16 protein-coding genes and 1 tRNA gene are annotated in these 19957 nt (G+C 66.3%); 5 read left to right on the forward strand and 12 right to left on the reverse strand.

Annotated elements, in window-relative coordinates; genetic code table 11:
* The first annotated feature begins 5 nt into the window (after positions 1–5).
* Positions 6–965 (forward strand): ArsA-related P-loop ATPase, encoded by a 960-nt coding sequence (locus FB460_RS10235; protein WP_142094028.1) that lies wholly within the window; start codon positions 6–8, stop codon positions 963–965.
* The gene (locus FB460_RS10240; protein WP_142094030.1) at positions 962–2065 is read left to right on the forward strand and encodes an ArsA family ATPase; all 1104 of its coding nucleotides are present in this window, start codon (positions 962–964) and stop codon (positions 2063–2065) included. Before FB460_RS10235 ends, FB460_RS10240 begins: the two co-directional genes overlap by 4 nt.
* Here FB460_RS10240 and FB460_RS10245 read toward each other — a convergent pair.
* The 3 genes from FB460_RS10245 to FB460_RS10255 all read right to left on the reverse strand — a co-directional run bounded on the left by FB460_RS10245 (position 2051) and on the right by FB460_RS10255 (position 5581).
* Positions 2051–2365, reverse strand: a complete 315-nt coding sequence (locus FB460_RS10245; RefSeq protein WP_142094031.1) for a WhiB family transcriptional regulator — start codon at positions 2363–2365, stop codon at positions 2051–2053. The genes FB460_RS10240 and FB460_RS10245 overlap by 15 nt on opposite strands.
* 91 nt (positions 2366–2456) lie before the next feature.
* Positions 2457–3389, reverse strand: a complete 933-nt coding sequence (locus FB460_RS10250) for a metallophosphoesterase (RefSeq protein WP_142094032.1) — start codon at positions 3387–3389, stop codon at positions 2457–2459.
* Positions 3386–5581, reverse strand: coding sequence for a transglycosylase domain-containing protein (locus FB460_RS10255; protein ID WP_170210046.1), 2196 nt, complete (start codon positions 5579–5581; stop codon positions 3386–3388). Before FB460_RS10255 ends, FB460_RS10250 begins: the two co-directional genes overlap by 4 nt.
* Positions 5582–5702: 121 nt before the next feature.
* On the opposite strand from FB460_RS10255, the gene FB460_RS10260 reads away from it, so the two are divergent.
* A tRNA-Pro gene (locus FB460_RS10260) sits at positions 5703–5776 on the forward strand.
* On the opposite strand, the gene FB460_RS13090 is transcribed toward FB460_RS10260, so the two are convergent.
* The 4 genes from FB460_RS13090 to FB460_RS10275 all read right to left on the reverse strand — a co-directional run bounded on the left by FB460_RS13090 (position 5758) and on the right by FB460_RS10275 (position 8716).
* The gene (locus FB460_RS13090; protein ID WP_170210047.1) at positions 5758–6372 is read right to left on the reverse strand and encodes a phosphotransferase; all 615 of its coding nucleotides are present in this window, start codon (positions 6370–6372) and stop codon (positions 5758–5760) included. The two genes, FB460_RS10260 and FB460_RS13090, sit on opposite strands and share 19 nt — an antisense overlap.
* A 101-nt stretch (positions 6373–6473) precedes the next feature.
* Positions 6474–6905, reverse strand: coding sequence for a hypothetical protein (locus FB460_RS13095; RefSeq protein ID WP_170210048.1), 432 nt, complete (start codon positions 6903–6905; stop codon positions 6474–6476).
* A gap of 7 nt (positions 6906–6912) precedes the next feature.
* Positions 6913–8193 carry an aspartate kinase gene (locus FB460_RS10270; protein WP_142094035.1) on the reverse strand — a complete coding sequence of 427 codons (1281 nt, stop codon included), beginning with the start codon at positions 8191–8193 and terminating at the stop codon, positions 6913–6915.
* Between the two features lie 100 nt (positions 8194–8293).
* Positions 8294–8716, reverse strand: coding sequence for a GtrA family protein (locus FB460_RS10275; protein ID WP_211345945.1), 423 nt, complete (start codon positions 8714–8716; stop codon positions 8294–8296).
* Between the two features lie 34 nt (positions 8717–8750).
* Between FB460_RS10275 and FB460_RS10280 the strand changes: the two genes are divergently transcribed.
* Positions 8751–9851, forward strand: a complete 1101-nt coding sequence (locus FB460_RS10280; RefSeq protein ID WP_170210049.1) for a CobW family GTP-binding protein — start codon at positions 8751–8753, stop codon at positions 9849–9851.
* Between the two features lie 17 nt (positions 9852–9868).
* On the opposite strand, the gene ileS is transcribed toward FB460_RS10280, so the two are convergent.
* Together ileS and FB460_RS10290 are read right to left on the reverse strand one after the other, a co-directional pair.
* Positions 9869–13036, reverse strand: a complete 3168-nt coding sequence (gene ileS, locus FB460_RS10285) for an isoleucine--tRNA ligase (RefSeq protein WP_142094038.1) — start codon at positions 13034–13036, stop codon at positions 9869–9871.
* Between the two features lie 256 nt (positions 13037–13292).
* Positions 13293–14726, reverse strand: coding sequence for a glucose-6-phosphate dehydrogenase (locus FB460_RS10290; protein ID WP_142094039.1), 1434 nt, complete (start codon positions 14724–14726; stop codon positions 13293–13295).
* A 172-nt stretch (positions 14727–14898) separates the two neighbouring features.
* On the opposite strand from FB460_RS10290, the gene FB460_RS10295 reads away from it, so the two are divergent.
* Positions 14899–16386, forward strand: coding sequence for an HNH endonuclease (locus FB460_RS10295; protein WP_142094040.1), 1488 nt, complete (start codon positions 14899–14901; stop codon positions 16384–16386).
* A 22-nt stretch (positions 16387–16408) separates the two neighbouring features.
* Here the strand turns inward: FB460_RS10295 and recR are convergent, their stop codons facing one another.
* From recR to FB460_RS13345, 3 genes are all read right to left on the reverse strand, one after another.
* On the reverse strand, positions 16409–17008 hold the full coding sequence (gene recR / locus FB460_RS10300) for a recombination mediator RecR (RefSeq protein WP_142094041.1): 600 nt from the start codon (positions 17006–17008) through the stop codon (positions 16409–16411).
* 7 nt (positions 17009–17015) lie between these two features.
* Positions 17016–17318, reverse strand: coding sequence for a YbaB/EbfC family nucleoid-associated protein (locus FB460_RS10305; protein WP_246044361.1), 303 nt, complete (start codon positions 17316–17318; stop codon positions 17016–17018).
* A gap of 108 nt (positions 17319–17426) precedes the next feature.
* Positions 17427–19883 carry a DNA polymerase III subunit gamma and tau gene (locus FB460_RS13345; RefSeq protein ID WP_142094043.1) on the reverse strand — a complete coding sequence of 819 codons (2457 nt, stop codon included), beginning with the start codon at positions 19881–19883 and terminating at the stop codon, positions 17427–17429.
* Between the last annotated feature and the right edge of the window lie 74 nt (positions 19884–19957).

Consider the following 19957-nt stretch of genomic DNA (forward strand, 5'->3'; position numbering starts at 1 on the left):
CCATCATGACGCGAATCGAGGGGCCCGCCCGTCAGCTCCATATCGTGACCGGCAAGGGTGGTGTCGGCAAGACCACCGTCGCCGCATCCCTGGCCTGCGCGTTGGCCACCTCGGGACGCCGCGTTCTGCTGTGCGAGGTCGAGGATCGCGCCGCCATCGGAGAGCTCTTCGACCGCCCCGGCCCCTGCACCACCGAGACCCGGCTGACGCGAACTCCCGAAGGGGGCGAGGTGTACGGCCTGTCGGTGACGGCGGAGGAGGCTCTCCGGGAGTATCTGGCGACGTTCTACCGCCTCGGCATGGCCGGCCGGATGCTCGACAGGTTCGGCGTCTTCGACTTCGCCACCTCCATCGCCCCCGGGCTCGGTGATGTGTTGCTCACCGGCAAGGTCTACGAAGCGGTACGACGCCGCGCGCGGGGCGCTTCCGACGCCTACAGCGCCGTGGTGTTGGATGCCCCGCCCACCGGACGCATCGCGAACTTCCTCAACGTGCACGAAGCGGTCAGTGGGCTGGCGAAGGTCGGCCCCATCCACAAACAGGCCGGCGCGATCATGCGGATGTTCAGGTCCAGCACCACGGTGCTGCACTTGGTGACGCTGCTCGAGGACATGCCCGTCACCGAGACCCTGACAGCGGTGCAGGATCTGGAACCGACCGGAATCGCCCCGATCTCGGTGATCTGCAACAAGGTCTCCGATGACTTCACCGCCGAGGAGCGAGATCTCATCGACAGCACCGAACTGACCTGCCCCGGCCTGGACGAGACCACGATCGCCGCGCTCCAACGCCAACTCCGCTCCGCCTCCGCCCGCGCGGCCGCGGAGGACGGGCATCGTGAACGTCTCAGGGAGCTCGGGCTGCCCATGGTTGATCTCCCCCTCGACCCCAGCGGCGTCGACCGTGCGCTGCTCCTGGCCCAGGGCGTTCGACTCGCCGATGCCTTGGATCTGGAGGGACGATGAGTTTCGATCTCGATCAGATGCTTGATGACGCCTCGGTCCGCATCGTGCTGTGCACCGGCGCCGGCGGCGTCGGGAAGACCACCACATCGGCCGCCGTGGCCCTGCGCGCCGCCGAAGCCGGTCGCCGCGTCGTGGTGTTGACCATCGACCCGGCCAAGCGACTCGCCCAGTCCTTGGGCGTGGGTCACCTCGACAACACGCCCCGTGCCGTCCCCGGCATCTCGGGCGATGGCAGTCTCGACGCGATGATGCTCGACATGAAGCGGACCTTCGACGAGGTCGTGATCGCCCATTCCACCCCGGAACGGGCCGAGCAGATCCTCCAGAATCCCTTCTATCAAGCGCTCTCGACGTCCTTCGCCGGCACGCAGGAATACATGGCGATGGAGAAGCTCAGCCAACTCCACACCGAGGCCTCCGAAGATGGACGCTGGGACCTCATCGTGGTGGACACACCGCCATCCCGTTCAGCGCTCGACTTCTTGGATGCCCCCGAGCATCTCTCGAATCTGTTGGACGGGCGCATGCTGCGCATGCTGCTCGCCCCGGCCAAGGGTCCCATGAAACTGATGGGCGCCGGGATCACGCTGGTGATGAGGACGATGCAGAAGGTCCTCGGCGCCCAGGTGCTCACCGACGTGCAGACCTTCGTGGCCGCCTTCGAGACCCTGTTCGGAGGTTTCCGTCAGCGCGCCGAAGCGACACTCGCGAACCTGGCCTCACCACACACCCGGTTCCTGGTGGTCGCGACGCCCGAACGTGACACGTTGCGGGAGGCCGGCTATTTCGTGGAACGCCTGCACGAGGAGGCGATGCCCCTGGCCGCGGTGATCGTGAACCGAGTGCATGCCGCCGTCCCCGATCTCGGTGAGAGCCAGGTGCACGCACATCTCGCCGCAACCGATGACCGGCTGACCGAACTGGCGCTGGAGCAACAGCTACGCCGCTTGAAGACCGTCGAGGTGGAGACCCGCGCCACCGAGCGTTTCGGAATCACCCACCCGGGCGTCCCGCTGGTGACCGCCGCTGCACAACCACAGGATGTCAACGACCTGGAGGCATTGCGCCGTATCGGGGAGATTCTCTCAGCGGGCTCCTGAGCCAGAAGTCGCGTGTGCTCCGGCCGTTGCCTGCTGGTGGCGGCGAATCAGTTCACGCCATGACCGCACATCGCTGTGCTTGCGGAGCAGACGCCGCCGCTCACGCTCGGTCATACCACCCCAGACGCCCCACTCGATGCGGTTGTCGAGAGCCTCGGCCAGGCACTCCGCCCACACCGGGCACTCCCGACACACCTGACGGGCTTCACGCTGCTTCGCGTTGTCGGCGAACAGGATGTCCGCCGAATCACGGCACCGTGCATGCAGAACCCAATCGCTCGGCTCAACCTGACTCGACACGATTGCAGCCTCCCCCCAGAAGATGTTATCGGTGTTCACTTGCTCGCTCACAGTACGGCCTGAAGGGGCAGAACAGCAAAACAAGCGCAGATCAGCGCGACACGAGCGTCAGCAGGGAGGCCTCTGGCGGGCAGAACAGTCGGTAAGGAGCGAAGGGCGAGGTGCCCAGTCCTCCCGAGACGTGCAGCGCCGACGTGCGCGAACGACGCTGCTCGGTGGATGTCCATGTGTGGCGACTGAGCCCTTTGACGCGACGCCGCTCGATATCGCAGTTGGTGATGACCGCGCGTTCACCCGGCAGGCAGACCTGTCCACCGTGGGTGTGCCCAGCCATGATCAGGTCCATCCCATCGCGCGCGAAACCATCGAGGACGCGGCGGTAGGGCGCATGGGTGACGCCGATCGCGAGGGCGACATCATCGCCGGGCGGCCCCGCCACGAGGGAGTAATCGTCGCGGGCGTGGTGGGCGTCATCGGTGCCACGCAACTCGACCTCGGTTCCGTTGATGCGCAGCCGTACACGATGATGGTTGAGATCGTGCCAGCCACGTTCGACGAAGGCCGAGCCCAGTTCCTCGTAGGGAAGGTCCGGTTCGGGGTCGGCATCGGCGGTGCGGCTGCTCGGCCCCAACAGGTACCGCGCAGGGTTCTTGAACGATGGTGCGAAATAGTCGTTGGATCCCCACACGAAGGCGCCGGGACGCTCCAGCAGCACACCGAGACAGTCGATGACCGACCGCCAAGCCTGCGCATCTGCGTGGTTGTCTCCGGTGTTCACCACCAGATCCGGCTGGAGTGCCGCCAGCGAGCGGACCCAGGCCTGGCGAACATGGTCGTCGTGCAGCAGATGCAGGTCGGAGATGTGCAGGACGCGGATCGGCAACGCACCACGCGGCAGCACCGGCACGGTGTACTCACGCAGCTGATAGTCATGCCGTGCGGCGTGCGCCAGCGCCAACGTCGCCGCTCCCGACACCCCCGCAGCAATGGCCCCGGATGCTGCGGCCTTCCAGAACCGGGTCACCCGCCGTTCCGCTGCGTCGGCTGGGGCTCGAGGCTGTTCATGGCGCCATCCCCCGGCATGCTGGCCGGTTTGCCGAACGGCGTGCTCGGACGGCCCTCGAGTGCAGCAGCCATCGCAGGGGCGTAGATCCACGCACCGGCGTCACCACTACCGGAGCCCTCGAGGTAGGTGCCCGAGTCGGGAAGCTGGATGCCCTTGAGCGAGGGCTTGCCCCGGTACCAGTTCTCGCTGCCCCAGTAGGGATGCGTCTTGTCGATCGCGATCATCGACACCCCGGCCATCTCAGGCGTGATTCCTGTGAACCACACGGCCTGGTTGTCATCGATCGTTCCGGTCTTGCCGCCCTGAGGCATACCGCCGGGGATGCGGGCGCGCGAACCCGTACCGTTCATCACCGCCTGCAGCAACTGGTTCGTCTGGTCGGCGACCTCCTCGGAGATCACCTGCTCGCACTTACCGCCGGGCACCTTGACCTCATCACCGGCACGGTTCGTGACGCGCTTGAGGATGACGGGGTTGCAGTGCTTGCCTCGGGCCGCGAAGGTGGCATAGGCCTCGGCCATCGACAGCGGCGTGACCTCCGGGGTGCCCAGCGTGAACGAGGGGTTGTTGGCGTGCACCTTGGTGAAATTCTCCTGCGGTTCGTTGGCCAGCCGGACGCCGAGCTTCTGCGTCATCTGCGCGGTGTTGCAGATACCGGCGTCGCGTTCGAGATGGATGAAGTAGGTGTTCACCGAATAGGCGAGCGCCATCTTCATGTTCATGTTGCCGTTGCGTCCGGTGGAGTTGCTCACCTTGTAATCCGGCGCGGTGAAGGCTCCTTCGCAGTTCTCGAAGGTCTGCCCACCGAAGTTCATGTCATCGGCGGCGTTGTAGGACTTGCTCGGCGAGATGCCCTGTTCGAGAGCAGCGGCCACGGTGAAGGTCTTGAACGTCGAACCTGCCTGGTAGCCCTCGGCGCCGCCCATGTCCTCACCGGACAGGCGCCCACCCACGCTGTAGTTGTAGTAGGTCTCGCCGGCCCCTACATCTCCACCCATCTCGGGACGGTTCTGCGCCAGAGCCACGATCAGGCCGGTTCCCGGCTGGATCATCGACATGGTGGCGATGACCGGGTCACGAGGGCTGATCCGGTCGGCGATCGCCCGTTCCGCTGCATCCTGCGTCTTCGGGTCGATCTCGGTCTCGATACGCAGACCACCGCGATTCACCGTGTTCATACGGTCTTCGGGGGTGGGCCCGAGCTCCGGCATCGTCAGCAGCTCACGACGGACGTAATCACACAGGAACGGGTACCGCGTACCCACACAGCCATTGGGCATCGGCTGCACACGAGCTGGGTCGAAGGGCTTCTTCGCAGCTTCCTCGGCCTCCGCTGGGGAGATGACCCCCACATCGGGCGAAGCCATGCGGTCGAGCACCACGTTGCGACGCTCGACGGCGATCAGTGGATAGTGCACCGGGTCTGTGGCGGCCGGGTTCTGCACCAGCCCGGCCAGCATCGCCGACTGCTCCACATTGAGCTGGTCGGCATGTGTTCCGAAGTAGTGCCATGCAGCCTGCTGCACGCCATAAGCACCATCACCGTAATAGGCGATGTTCAGGTACTGCTCCAGGATCCACTTCTTGTCGTACTTCTTCTCCAGCGCGATCGCGTAACGGAGCTCCTGCACCTTTCGGGCGACGGTCTTCTCCTGCGCCTCGTGGATGGCCTCCTCGTCACCACGCTGTTTCGCCGCCTCGACCTGCGCCATCTTCACGAACTGCTGGGTGATCGACGAACCACCCTGGGTACCGCCGTCACCGGTGCTGTTGCGCACGAGTGCTCGAAGCGTGCCCTTGACATCGATGGCTCCGTGGTCGAAGAAGCGGTGGTCCTCGATGGCCACCTGCGCCTGCTGCATGACCGGGGAGATCTCACTCAATGGCCGGTAGACACGGTTCTCCTCGAAGAAGCTCGCGAGCTCCTCGCCGTTCGCCATGATGACGCGCGAGCGTTCCGACTGCGCGCTGATCTCCAGATCTGCCGGCAATGTCTCCATCGCATCAGCCACGTTCCGCGAGAAAGCGCTGGCCGCCAGCGCGCCCGGGATGAAGAGCCCGGCCACGAGGATGCCGGCGAACAGACTCACCAGACCGAAGGACGCGATCCGATAAACGACGCTGCCAGCTTGCAGGGAAGACTTGGACATGGCGTTCAGGGTACGCGACCTCGTCAAGAGTTGCCGCATTTGGAGCCTGCGTCGGTTGGACCGAACCACACGGAGAGGTATAGAGTTCTCTGGTGCTCAACACGTTCACACGTGAGAGCAACGGGGTGTGGCGCAGCTTGGTAGCGCGCGTCGTTCGGGACGACGAGGCCGCAGGTTCAAATCCTGTCACCCCGACTCAGAAAGTCCTCCACGAATCGATCACGCAACGCCGCCACGCGTTCAGGTTCCCCGGCATCCACCAGACGCTGCATGTTGACGTCCCCGCGACGCACGGCTTCGGGGATCCCGGCGATGAGGATGTCCAGGCGAGGTACGACGGCTTCGCAGATCCATTCGGGCAGACATCCATACGCTTCAGCGATGATCTCCAGACGCAGCGCGGCCACATCCACGTCAGGATCGGTCAGCACGGTGCTCCAGGCGAAGTAGGCCAGATCCAACGCCGGCGTCGAGGGGCCGGCCAGGTCCCAGTCGAACACCCCCGCCACGGCGTCGCCATCGAAGCACATGTTCGCCGGACGAAGATCGTTGTGTCCGATGATGGAGGGACGCTCGACGCCGAAGAAGCGCCACGGCCCTTCATGCTCGAACTCGAACACTGCGTCATGGAACATTCGGATCCATGACGCCGCCGACGCGACCTGAGCGTCATTGAGCTGCTCATGAACGACTCCGGGGACGAAGCTGAGCTCCTCGGCCTCCTCATCCACGCCCAAGACCCGTGGAACACCCGGGATGCGTACCTGCACATACTCCAACAGTGCATGCACCGCCGGCGTCCATGGCCCGACCGGTCGTCGAACGCTCCGACCGACCTTCTCGACCCCCGCCGCTCCCCCACTGATTCTCACAGTGGCATTACAACAGAACCTCAGTACAGGTGCGGACCCTGCCCCTGTTGCCACGGGCCCTGCTGATTCTGCCCCTGTTGATTCTGGCCCTGCTGATTCTGATTGGGGGCATATGGGCCAGGCGTCAGATATCCCGAACCGGCCGCCGGAAGGGCGCCGGCCTCGGTCACAGCGGGCTGCTTCACGAAGGCGAACACGAGCACGCCCAGGCCGACAAGCTCCGCCAGGCGACCGACGAATCCGAATGTCTGGATGCCACCGAGGCCGATGAATGAGCCAACGAAGGATGCGACCAGGCCGAGCAACACCGAACCGACGAGCAGGCCGCCGGACAGCAGAAGAGCTGTCCGCTGATGGCCCTGCGCCTTGACCAACCCGTAGCCGAAGATGGCCAGGATGCCGACGATGTAGATCAGCGACATCGCCGCGCTGACGAATCCGTACAGGGCCATCGGCGCGTCAGCGTCCGGTACCGGCGTAGACGGTGGCCTCGCTTTCGCCGTCCAGCCCGAACTCGGCGTGTGCGGCCTGCACCGCACGGTCGACCGAATCGGCGTCGACGACGACCGAAATGCGAATCTCCGAGGTGGAGATCATTCCGAGGTTCACATCGGCCTCGGCCAGGGCACGGAAGAAGCGCGCGGTCACACCGGGGTGGGTTTTCATCCCGACACCGACCACCGAGACCTTGCCGATCTGGTCGTCGTAGAGGAGCTCCTCGAAGCCGACGCTCTCCTTGAGACCGTTGAGGACTTCCATGGCCAGGCGGCTGTCCGACTTGGGCAGTGTGAAGCTGATGTCGGTACGCGAGGTGGAGACGCGCGACACGTTCTGCACGATCATGTCGATGTTGATGTCCCGCTCGGCGATGGCGTCGAACACGCGGGCGGCCTCACCGATCTTGTCGGGAACGCCGACGATGGTGATCTTGGCCTCGCCGCGGTCGTGTGCAACACCGGAGATGAGTGCCTGTTCCAGAGCCATGGGGGTTCCTTCCGTGGTGGTCTCGGGGTCCCGCACCCATGTGCCGGGACGGTCGGTGAACGAGGAGCGGACGTGCACCGGCACGCCCTCGCGCCGCGCATACTCCACGCAGCGCAGGTGCAGGATCTTCGCGCCGCAGGCGGCCATCTCCAGCATCTCGTCGTAGGAGATCTCGGGGACGTGCCGGGCGCTGGAGCAGATCCGCGGGTCGGCGGTGAAGATGCCGTCCACATCGGTGTAGATCTCGCAGTAGTCGGCGTTCAGGGATGCCGCGAGCGCGACGGCCGTGGTGTCGGAGGCGCCGCGTCCCAGCGTCGTGACGTCCTTCGTGGACCGCGAAACGCCCTGGAACCCGGCGACGATCACGATGGCGCCGTCTCCGAGGGCATCCTCGATGCGGCCGGGGGTGATGTCGAGGATGCGCGCATCTCCGTGTTTGCCGGTGGTGATGACGCCGGCCTGCGAACCGGTGTAGGACTTCGCGGTCCCGCCCAGATCGCTCAACGCCATCGCCAACAGTGCCGCGCTCTGGCGCTCACCGGTGGTGAGCAGCATGTCGAGCTCACGTGGCGCCGGGATCGGCGAGACCTGGAGGGCGAGGTCCATGAGTTCATCGGTCGTATCGCCCATCGCCGAGATCACGACGACGACCTCGTTTCCGGACTGTTGCGACTGGAGCACCCGCTTGGCAACCCGCTTGATCGATTCTGCGTTCTCCACTGACGAACCGCCGAACTTCATCACGACTCGGGCCACTGATTACTCCTCAGATTCGGAAATGTCGTGTGAAAGTTTAAGGGGACGGGCACGCCCTCTGCCACCACGGGTTCATGTGTGAGACATCTGCGGCGCCGATTCATTCCCCCGTCGACACGGGTTTCGCAGCCTTGAACACCCACAGATTCTGCATCGAGAAGTTGAGGATCGTGGCGGTGGCCTGCGACGCGAACCACGACCAGAACAGCGTGTTCTGCATCTCCGGGAACGTGTGCCGCCACCCGAAATCGACCAGCACCGCGGCGCAGAAACACACGATGTAGGTGACGGTGGCCCGCATCTTCTCCGCTGCCGAACGGTCACCGCTGAAGGTGAGGAAGCTGTTCGCGTAATAGGCGAACGTACTGCCCACGATGTAACTGATCCCTCGGGCGGCGAACGGCCACACGCCCAGGTGCAGCATCAACTGACGCGTCCCATAGTCGATCAGGGCCCCAAAGATGCCGATGGCGGTGAATTTGAGCCCTTTGACGAACAGGGAGCGGAACCAGTCGGGAAGCACCCGCCCATTGTGCCGGTGAGGGACAATGTCGCGCATGACCAACGCGCCAGACATCCCGGTCCTGATCCTGTCCGGTGGCCTCGGCAGTGGGAAGACGACGTTGTTGAACCATCTGCTGCTGGAGCGCGTCGAGCGGCTCGGCGTCATCATCAACGATTTCGGCGCCATCAACGTGGATGCCTTCCTGGTCAACTCCCACGTGGACGCCACCGCAGCGATCTCCGGCAGCTGCCTGTGCTGCATCGAGGACACCAGCGAACTCGACGACGCCTTGACGATGCTCGCCGCCGCCGACCTGGACGCGATCGTGGTGGAGGCCAGCGGACTCGCCGAGCCCGGGCCTCTCGCCGGTCTCATCGCCGGCTCGCCGGTGCGGGGCGTGACATTCGGCGGGATCGTCCAACTCATCGACGCCGCCGCCTGGCATGCCGACAGCACCCTGCCCGGGCGCGAGAACCTGCGCGTCGCGTCACTGCTGGGCATCACCAAGACCGATCGGCTCCCCGATGCCGCGTCCGCCGCCGAACTCTGCGGGCTCATCACCGCATCCGCCCCGAACACACCGGTCGTCGAGATCACCGAGGGCCGCCTCGATGCCTCACTGCTCTTCGACGCCGCCGCAGACCAACGCGCCCAGCCCACGCTCGCCGCCGCCTACGCCGAATCCCTCGGGCATGGGCATGACCACGAACACGAACACGAACACGAACACGAACACGAACGATGGTCGCAGGTGACGGTCGAATCCGGGCGCGGCGTCGACCCCGAACGCCTCATCTCCCTGCTCGAGGCACCACCGTCTGGGGTCTATCGACTCAAGGGAGCCGTGCGCGTGGGCGATGCCCGAGCGCGCTGGGTCGTGCAGGGCGTCGGGGGATGGTTCCGATTCACCCGTGACCGCTGGCCGTCATCCGACCCACGCACCACCCGACTGGTGGCCATCGGCGTGGGCATCGACACCGAAGCGGTTGAAGCCGACCTGCACGCGATCCTCACCGACGCCACCGAGATCACCCCAGACGCCACCGCGCTTCTGGAGCGTCACTCCCGACGCCCCACCGCACGGCCTGAGCAGCCGTCGTTCGAGTTCGAGACCATCGGGCCCGCCTGGTGGCCCGATCCCGAAGACGACTGATCCCGGCCGACACGGCGTCAGGCGCGGACGATCGAGATCGCGAGCCCCAGATCCTCCTCGGTCACCCACCCGTCACCGGCAGCATCGGCGCGCTCCATGCTCGTGGCCAACACCTCGCCGGCAATCTGATCGGCGTGCTCGACAACGGCCTCGGCCACCGCACCACTCGCCGCCCATTGCAGGGCGATGCGGTCCGACACCTCGAAGCCGGCGTTCTTGCGGCTGTCCTGCACGAAGCGGATCACCTCGCGGGCCAGTCCCGCCCGCTCCAGCTCTGGGGTCAGTTCGAGGTCGAGGGCAATGGTCTCGCCCTGGTCATTGACCACCGACCAACCTTCACGTGGGCGCTCGGAGATGATCACATCATCGGCGGTGACCTCCACCCCGTTGGCATCCACCTCGGGGCAGTCGATCGTCGCGGTGCCGGACTCGGCCAGTGCGGCCGCGAGCGCCGCGGCGTCGGCTGCCGCGATGGCCTTGGCCACGATCGGCGTCTGCTTGGCGAACCGCTTACCGAGGTTGCGGAAATTGCCCTTGGCCGAGAAATCGACCAGATCACCGGCACCGGCGAACGAACCGACCTCACCGACGTTCAGTTCCGCACAGATCTCGGCCTTCAACTCATCGGTCAGCTGATCGAACGCCGCCGAGGGCACCAGGGCCTGCGCCAGCGGCTGACGCACCTTCATCTTGGCTTCCGAACGCGCGGCCCGCCCCAGCAGCACCAGCCGTTCGGTGAGCGTCATCGCCTGTTCGAGCTCCAGATCTCGCAGGGAGGTGTCGGCCTTCGGCCACGACGCCAGGTGCACCGATGCGGGCCCCTCGGGGTCGGTGGACGCGAAGAGGTCCTGCCACACCCGCTCAGTGACGAACGGCGTCAGTGGCGCCATCAGCCTGACCACCGTGTGCAAGGTCTCGTGCAACGTCCACAGCGCCGACGCCTCCCCCTCCCAGAAACGGCGACGCGAACGGCGCACGTACCAGTTGGAAAGATCATCGATGAACTCGCTGATGACGTGGCCGGCGCGCTGGGTCTCGAAGTTCTCGAGGGCATCGGTCACCTGCTCCACCAGCCCCTGGGTGCACGAACGCAACCAACGGTCCAGCACGTGACGCTCGGCAGGCGCCTCGCCCACCGGCGACCAGTCGTTGGCATTGGCGTAGAGCGCATGGAAGGCGACGGTGTTCCAGAAGGTCAGCAGCACCTTGCGGACGGTCTCGTTGAGGGTTCCATCGCCGACGCGTCGGGCCGACCACGGCGAACCCGAGCAGGCCATGAACCAACGGACAGCATCGGCGCCGTGGCGGTCCATCAACGGGATGGGCTCAAGGATGTTGCCCAGATGCTTGGACATCTTGCGGCCGTCCTCGGCGAGGATGTGCCCCAGGCACACGACGTTCTTGTACGAGGACTGGTCGAACACCGTGGTGCCCACCGCCATCAGCGAGTAGAACCAGCCACGCGTCTGGTCGATGGCCTCGCAGATGAAGTCGGCCGGGTAGGCGTCGGCGAGTTTCTCCTCCGAACCGGGTGCGTGCGGGTAGCCCCACTGCGCGAATGGCATCGAGCCGGAGTCGAACCAGGCGTCGATCACCTCGGGGACACGCCGGTAGGTACCGGCGACGCCTTCGCGGGTGAAGGTGATGTCGTCGATGAACGGGCGATGCGGGTCGAGGTCGGCCAAGTCGCGTCCGGTGAGCTCGGAGAGTTCTGCCAGCGAGCCGACGCAGACGACATCGCTGGGATCCTCGTCATTGCGCCACACCGGCAGCGGGGTGCCCCAGTAGCGCTTGCGGGAGAGCGCCCAGTCGACGTTGTTGTCGAGCCAGTCACCGAAGCGTCCGTACTTCACGTTCTCCGGGTGCCACGTGGTGGCGTCGTTCTCACGCAGCAACGCCTCCTTCACCTGTGTGGTGCGCACGTACCAGGACGGCTGCGCGTAGTAGAGCAGCGCGGTGTGGCACCGCCAGCAGTGCGGGTAGGCGTGAGGGTAGTCGAGGCTGCGGAACAGGACGCCGCGGCGTTCCATCTCCTCGATGAGCTTCGGGTCGGCGTCCTTGAAGAACACCCCACCGACCAACGGCACATTCTCCTCGAACGTGCCGTCGCTGCGCACGGGGTTGACCATGGGCAGCCCGTAGCCACGGCACACCACCATGTCGTCGGCGCCGAACGCCGGCGACTGGTGCACCAGGCCGGTGCCGTCGGTGATGGTGACGTAATCAGCGAGCACCACGTAGTGCGCGGGTTCGTCGAAGGGGACGAGATCGAGGGGACGCTCATAAGTCCAGCGCTCCATCTCGGAGCCCTGGATGCGGTCGATGACCTCCCAACCCTCACCGAGCGCTTTCTCCACAAGATCCTCGGCGACGACGAGCTGCTCGGTGCCGCCGTCGGCGGTGGGCCCCTGCGCGGTCACGTAGGTGACCTCGGGATGCACGGCCACCGCCGTGTTGGACACGACCGTCCATGGCGTCGTGGTCCACACCAGCATCGAACGCCCGGCCCATGGCCCGGAAGTGAGTTTGAACCGCACGTAGATGGAGGGGTCGACGATGTCCTCGTAACCCTGCGCGAGCTCGTGGTCCGACAGACCCGTGCCACAGCGCGGGCAGTACGGCGCGACGCGGTGGTCCTCGGTGAGCATGCCCTTGTCGAAGATCTGCTTGAGCGCCCACCACACCGATTCGACGTAACTCGGATGCATCGTCCAGTACGCCTCATCGAGGTTCACCCAGTAGCCCATGCGGTCGGTGAGCTCGGCGAACGCGTCCACGTGCCGCTGCACCGATTCGCGACACTTCGCGTTGAACGCCTCGACGCCGTACTCCTCGATCTGTGGCTTGCCGTTGATGCCGAGTTCCTTCTCGACAGCCAGCTCCACCGGCAGACCATGGCAGTCCCAGCCGGCCTTGCGGTCGACGCGGCGTCCCTGCATGGTGCGGAACCGCGGGAACACGTCCTTGAACACGCGCGCCTCGATGTGGTGGGTGCCGGGACGGCCGTTCGCGGTCGGCGGCCCCTCGTAGAACGTCCACGGTTCACCGTCGGCGGTCTGCTCGAGTGATGCGGCGAAGGTCTGGTTCTCCGCCCAGTACGCCAGAATCTCGCGTTCCATCGCCGGAAGGTCGATCTGGGCCGGCACGGCGGCGTAGCGGCGGGCGTCATTCACATCGGTGTTCATCGGCGCATCGTGGCTCATCGAAGTCCTCGCGGTCGGGTGGTCGCTGCGAGGGACGGGCCCTGCCCGCGGTACCACCCTCCTTGACGCCCGGCCCACTCATCGGTGCCAGACATCCACTTCGTTGCGCCACCGCCGGGTCTAATGAGCGTTTGTATCAGCCGCCTTCGCAGCTCGAAACGCCGTTCTTCCGGCAGCTCCGGGGTGATGGCCCCATCATCGCCGTGTGACGCCGACAGTCTAACCGCACACCGAGGGGTCAGAGAAGCTGTTCCCAGTGCTCGGGCCCCGTCGAACCGGCCGGGTACTCATCCATGGGAACCTCACCGGCGCGCCAGGCCTCGACCACCGGCGTCACGATGCGCCAGCACTCCTCGGCGACATCCGACCGGACGCCCAACAGCGGGTTCTCATCCAGGATGCCCGCGAGGATCTCCCCGTAGGGCCGCACGGGGCTGTCGGGGAGATCGGCCTCCAGCACCGTGTGCTCGAGCTGGAAGCGGTGCCCCGCACCGTTGGTGGTGACGAGCATCTCGATGCGTCCGGGCTTGATGTCCAGCGTCAACGCATTGTGGGGAACGACGTCGTCACCGAACAGCTCGGGAAGGTGAGCGACCCGCTTGAAGTGAACCACCACGCGATATTTCGGCTCACCGATGGCCTTGCCGCTGCGCAGGGTGATGGGAACGTTGGCCCAGCGGGAGTTGTCGATGCGGACCTTCACCTCAGCCAGCGTCTCGGTGCCGCGTTCGGGATCGACGCCCTCCTCGTCCACGTAGCTCGGCACGGCGCGTCCGTCGATCTCACCGGCGGTGTAACGAGCACGGCGGGAGGACTCCGTGGCGTCGGCGCTCCACAGGTGTGTCGACCGCAGCAGGTGTGCCTGGAGGTCACGGAAGTCGACGGCATCGAGTTTGGCGGGCTGTTCCATCGCCACCATCGCCAACACCAGCAGCAGGTGGCTCTGCAGCATGTCGACCATCGCGCCGGCATTGTCGTAGTAGGCGGCACGCCCCTCCAGCGCGAGGTCCTCGTCGAACACGACCTCGATGGATTCGATGTTGTCGGTGTTCCACACCGGTTCGAAGATGCGGTTGGCAAAGCGCAGGCCCAGCAGGTTGAGCACGGTGCCGCGTCCGAGGAAATGGTCGACGCGGAAGATCTGCTCCTCCCGCGCCATGGAGGCCAGGACCCGGTTGAGGTGACGCGCCGATTCGAGGTCGGCGCCGAAGGGCTTCTCCAGGGCGAGAGTGACGTTCGCGGGAAGCGGCCGATCCGCAAGTGCTTCACAGGCCTTCAGGGTGATCGCCGGGGGAAGCGCGAAGTAGATGACGGTGCGCCCCTCGATCTGATCGCGCAGCCAACTCGACCCCTCCTCCCCGAGGATGTCGCCCTGCGTGTAGCGGGCCGCTTCGACGATCTGCTCGATGCGCTCGTCGGTGCACCCCCCGACGCTCAGCGTCCGCCGCACGAGCTGCTGCCAATCGTCATGGCTGAGCTCCTCGCGTCCGGCACCCACCAACCGGATCCGCCGCTCGGGCTCGGCCTTCAGCAGAGTGCCCAGCCCCGGCAGCAGGAGTCGACTGGTGAGGTCACCAGAAGCGCCGAGGATCACCAGGGTGGTGGTTTCGTGCTCGGTCTCACTCGATGACGTGGCGGTGGCCTGGGATGCGCTGCTGTCGTTGGACTGCATGGGCCCCAGTGTGTCAGGGCGTCTGCCCGATGAACACGCCGGAGGCGACGGAAATGTCAGACCCTTCTGCTCGGATGGCCACATCGCACCCACTCCCGCATTCCTCCCCCGCATTCCTCCCCCGCATTCCTTCACCCGCGTTCCTTCACCCAGATGACCGTGAGGAGTTCCGATGACCCCGCCGATGTCCCCTTCGTCCCCTCAAGCAGATTCACCCCACCCCGCAACCGTCACCTCCATCGAGGTGGGCCGAGCCGAGCGTGAACGCGCCACCGCACTCGGCGTCAGGCTCCAGGGCATCGCAGCTGCCCGGGCACAGCTCGAAGCCGATTTCCTACGTGAACTCCACGAGTTCGATCGCAACGAGTACCACCGTTTCTTCGATGGGATCGTGAGCACGGCCCACTGGCTCGCGTGGGCCTGCTCCATGGCTGACGGCACCGCCCGTGAACATGTCCGGGTCGCGCGTGCCCTACACCGGATGCCCGTGGTCGCGTCGCGCATGGCAGCCGGGGAACTCTCCTACTCCAAGGTCCGGGAACTGACGCGGCTGGCCCCGCCCGAGCCCGAGGATCCCGCTTCCGATGCATCCCCTGATCAGGCGGCTCCCGAACCACCGCGCCTCGAGAACGAAGAGGAACTGTGTGATCTGGCTGCCGAGATGACGGCTTCGCAACTGTCGCGGACGGTGCGGGCGTATCGCACCCATGCGGGGCTGCGGATCCAGCAGGAGGTGCAACGGACCTTGGCATGGCGGAACAGGGACGACGGGATGATGGAGCTGCGCGTCATCCTTCCACCGGAACAGGCTGCGGAGGTTCGTGCGGCGTTGGATGTGGCAGAAGGGCGTCTACGCCGGGATGCACAAACACCTGCTGCCGAGATGTCCCCCGATGCCGAGAAACCCCGGGTGAACATGGTCGACGCGCTGCTCGAGGTCACGCGCACCCATCTCGATGAGGACACCTCAGCGCCGGTCGACGACCATCATCTGGTGACGGTGCACGTCTCAGCGACCGATCTCATCGCCACGACCGCCCCCTCCGGAACGGCCACGGACGTTCCCGCGGGAACGTCCGACACCGATATTCCCACCAGTACGGCGCATGTTCCCGGGGTCGGCGCGGTCGATCCGGAGACCGCTCGGCGTCTCGCCTGCGACGCCCCACTGGTGCCTGCCCTGATCGACGCGAGTGGCGATGTGCTCGCCCTCGGTCGCACTCAACGTCTGGTGACGCGGACGCAGCGCCGAGCTCTGGGAATCCGCGACCACCACACCTGCCGTTTCCCTGGCTGTGTACGGCGACGCAGATTGCACGCCCACCACGTGCAACATTGGGCGAACGGTGGCCCGACCGACCTCGACAACCTCATGCTCCTGTGCAACTTCCACCACACGTGCGTGCACGAAGGGCAGATCAACATCAGCGGCGACCACACCGACCGCACCTTCACGCTGCCGAACGGGAACCGGCTCACCGACCAGTACCCACTGAGCGATGCCGCACTCGCCGACGAACTGGCCCAATGGGCCTCGGAGCAGGCCGCGCGTCCCGATGGTGGCAGGATCTTCCCACCCCGAGGCGGTGAAGGATTCCTGCTGCACGAGTGCGTGGGCGCATTGTGGTCCCTGACGGAAACTCCGTCGCTCGCGTCATGATGCGGCGTCGGAAGGGCCTCGGTCAGCTCTCCAGGTAGCGGCGTCCTTCGAAGGCACGCCCGAGCGTCACCTCATCGGCGTATTCGAGGTCCCCGCCCACGGGCAGACCGCTGGCGAGACGCGCGACACGGACTCCCATCGGCACCAGCAGACGACTCAGATAGGTGGCGGTGGCCTCACCCTCGAGGTTGGGGTCGGTGGCGAGGATGACCTCGGTCACCGTCCCGTCGCCCAATCGCTGGACGAGTTCGCGGATGTTGAGGTCAGCGGGTCCGATCCCGTCGATCGGGCTGATCGCCCCACCGAGCACGTGATAGGTGCCCCGGAACTCCCGCGTCCGTTCGATCGCGACGACGTCCTTGACCTCCTCGACCACGCAGATCGAGGTCTGGTCGCGCCGAGGATCGCGACAGATGCGGCAGCGCTCCTCCTCGGCGACGTTGAAGCAGATCTCGCAGAACTTCACCGTCTCCTTGACCAGCTTGAGGGTGTCGGCGAGACGTTCCACATCCTCGGCCTCAGCACCGAGGATGTGGAAAGCGATGCGCTGAGCGCTCTTCGGCCCGACCCCGGGAAGCTGCCCGAGTTCGTCGATGAGGTCCTGGATCGGTCCTTCGTACAAGTCGTTCTCACATGCCCTGCGAGAACGGACCACCCCCGGCGAAACCGCCGAGCTTGGCCTCGGTCATCGCCTGCACCTTGCCCATGGCATCGCGCACGGCGGCAACGACGAGGTCGCCCAGCGAGTCGGTGTCCTCGGGGTCGCAGGCCTCGGGCTTGATGTCGACGCTGGTGAGGTCACCGGTGCCGTTCATCTTCACCGTCACCAGACCGCCGCCGGCCGAGCCGTCGAAGGTGGTCTCAGCCAGCTCGGCCTGTGCCTGCTGCATCTGTTCCTGCATCTGCTGCGCTTGGGCGAGCAGCTGGTTCATGTCCATACCGTCGGGAAGCATGGTGGCCTTTCGTCGGGTTGCGGTCGGTCGTCGGGTTGCGGTCGGTCGTGGTGGATTCTCGGTCGAGTAATCGTCCGGGTCGACAGCCTAGTCGCTGATCTCTTCGACCAGCTCCGCGCCAAGATGTTTGGAGAGCAGCTCGCGATAGTCGGCCCCGGCGTCCTGCGCTCCGCGGAGTTCAGCGGGATCGAAGTCGTCGTAGTCGTCCTCGGGCGCCGGTTCATGGTTGGGGGACGCCGCCGACCGCGCGTGATGGCTGGCCGCCAACTGTTCACGGGCCCGTTGCGCCGCCGAGACCACGCCGGCCCGCGCCACCGACCGCGCCGCATCGGCTTCCGACATGGCCGGCGCCGCTGCCTGCGATGGCACAGACGCCGACGCCGGGGCCGACGCCTGCTCTCGCGCGACCGGAGGGGGCGGCGGTGCCACGGCGCGGATCTGCGGCGGGTCCGCGGGCTCCGGTGGATCTGCAGGCTCTGGCGGCCAGGGATCCTCCGGTGGCTCAGGTGCGGCCGGAGGGTCCTGAGGGCTCGGAGGCTCCCGGTGGCCCCGGGGACTTGGCTGGCCCGGTTCTGCAGACGCCGCGGGGGTATCCCTGACTGCGTGCAGATGCCGCGTCGCCTGAGGCTCCGGTGCTTTTCCCCGTGACGGCGGGGGCGGGGGCGGGGGCGGCGGCCCACCCGAACCGTCTCGCGCAGGAGGACCACCTCGGGAAGGACCTCCACCGCCGGAAGAACCACCACCGGGAGGACCACCGTCGACGATGTAGTCGATACGGAGATCAGCACCGACGACCGCGGCGATCGCCTCACGCAAGATGTTCTCGTTGTCTCCCCGCAGGAAGCTGTCGCGCACGCCCTGGTTGTGGAGAGCCAGCGTCAGGACCCCGTCATGCACCTCGGCGACATGGGCGTTCTGGCTCAACAGGATCCAGGTGAGTCGACGCATCGACTTGATCCGGTCCAGCACCTGCGGCCACACCTGCCGGAACTCCGCGGTCCCCAGCCCGGGGCCGTCGCCGGACGGACGCTGCTGCCGGGTCGGCGGTTCGGCAGGCGGAGGCGACTCCTGCTCCCGCGGAGGTTGCTGCCGTGGGCCGCCGGCCCGTTCCCGCGCGACCTGTCGTGGATCGGTCTGCGGCGCACCACCCGACTGTGGCACATTCTCCGGTTGAGGGGCCGTGTCCGTCTGCGGACCCTCACCGGCGTCGATCATGCCCATGCGTCGTTCGAGGCGGTCCAGCCGGGCATGCACACCGCGTTCATCCACGTCCGAGCCGGGCAACAGCACTCGTGCGCACATCAGCTCCAGATGCAGACGCGGCGCGGTGGTGCCGCGCATGGCGGTCAGGCCGGTCGACATCACCTCGGCGGCCCGCGTCAGCTCCCCCAGCCCCATGGTCGACGCCTGACTGCGCATCCGGTCGGCCTGATCCTCGGGCACGTCCACGAGCCCGGAGCCGACGGCATCGGGCACCGCATCGATCACGACCAGATCGCGGAAGCGCCGCAGCAGGTCCTCACCGAACCGGCGGGGATCCTGCCCCACCTCGATGACACGGTCCACCGCTGCGAACACGCCTTGCCCGTCCCCTGCGGCGAAGGCGTCGACGATCTCATCGAGCAGTGCCTCCGGCGTGAATCCCAGCAGAGCCGCGGCATGGTCGTAGGAGACGCCCGTGTCCTCAGCACCACCGAGTAGCTGGTCGAGCACCGAGAGGGAGTCCCGCACCGAACCGGCACCGGCCCGCACCACCAACGGCAGCACCGCAGGGTCCACCGTCACACCCTCGGCCTCACACAGCCGCGCGAGATAGGACGTCAACGTGCGCGGGGGAACCAAGCGGAACGGATAGTGGTGTGTGCGCGAGCGGATGGTCCCGATCACCTTGTCGGGTTCGGTGGTCGCGAACACGAATTTCACATGCGGCGGCGGTTCCTCCACCAGCTTCAGCAGGGCGTTGAACCCGGCCGGCGTCACCATGTGCGCCTCGTCGACGATGTACACCTTGTAGCGGCTGTGCACCGGCGCGAAGATCGCGCGTTCCCGCAGGTCACGGGCATCTTCGACACCACCGTGCGATGCGGCGTCGATCTCGATCACATCGATGCTGCCCGCCCCACCACGGGCGAGGTCACGACACGACTGGCATTCCCCGCAGGGCGTCGGCGTCGGCCCCTGTTCACAGTTCAGGCAGCGGGCCAGGATGCGCGCCGAGGTGGTCTTGCCACAGCCGCGCGGCCCCGAGAACAGGTATGCGTGGTTGACGCGGTTGTTCGCCAGCGCACGGCCCAGAGGCTCTGTGACATGTTCCTGTCCGATGACGTCGGCGAACGTCTCGGGCCGATAGCGCCGGTACAACGCGAGAGGCGCTTCGGCCTCGATCTCGGCCGCCGATGTCACAGGCGCCGACGCCGGCGCGTCATCGCCCAGCAGCGAGGCGCCGTCCTGCTCGAAGCGCTCGATGCCGTGGTCGACCGCGTCATCGGCGGTTTCGTCCCAGGTTCCATTCCCCGGTTCGTCACGGGGCTCATCGTGCTGCACATCGCAACCCTAACCGGACGCGCGGAGTGCCGCAGGTCCCCTATCGCGCACCGGCGCCGGTGCCGTAACGTTAC

Source organism: Propioniferax innocua, assembly GCF_006716235.1.
Classification (GTDB): Bacteria; Actinomycetota; Actinomycetes; order Propionibacteriales; family Propionibacteriaceae; genus Propioniferax; species Propioniferax innocua.

Coding starts and splice junctions, on each gene's coding strand:
- FB460_RS10290 (WP_142094039.1), bottom strand. CDS start 14,726: ATGCAGTCCAACGACAGCAGCGCATCCCAGGCCACCGCCACGTCATCG.
- FB460_RS13095 (WP_170210048.1), bottom strand. CDS start 6,905: ATGGCCCTGTACGGATTCGTCAGCGCGGCGATGTCGCTGATCTACATC.
- FB460_RS10280 (WP_170210049.1), top strand. CDS start 8,751: ATGACCAACGCGCCAGACATCCCGGTCCTGATCCTGTCCGGTGGCCTC.
- FB460_RS10305 (WP_246044361.1), bottom strand. CDS start 17,318: ATGAACCAGCTGCTCGCCCAAGCGCAGCAGATGCAGGAACAGATGCAG.
- FB460_RS10255 (WP_170210046.1), bottom strand. CDS start 5,581: ATGTCCAAGTCTTCCCTGCAAGCTGGCAGCGTCGTTTATCGGATCGCG.
- FB460_RS10240 (WP_142094030.1), top strand. CDS start 962: ATGAGTTTCGATCTCGATCAGATGCTTGATGACGCCTCGGTCCGCATC.
- FB460_RS10235 (WP_142094028.1), top strand. CDS start 6: ATGACGCGAATCGAGGGGCCCGCCCGTCAGCTCCATATCGTGACCGGC.
- FB460_RS10295 (WP_142094040.1), top strand. CDS start 14,899: ATGACCCCGCCGATGTCCCCTTCGTCCCCTCAAGCAGATTCACCCCAC.
- ileS (WP_142094038.1), bottom strand. CDS start 13,036: ATGAACACCGATGTGAATGACGCCCGCCGCTACGCCGCCGTGCCGGCC.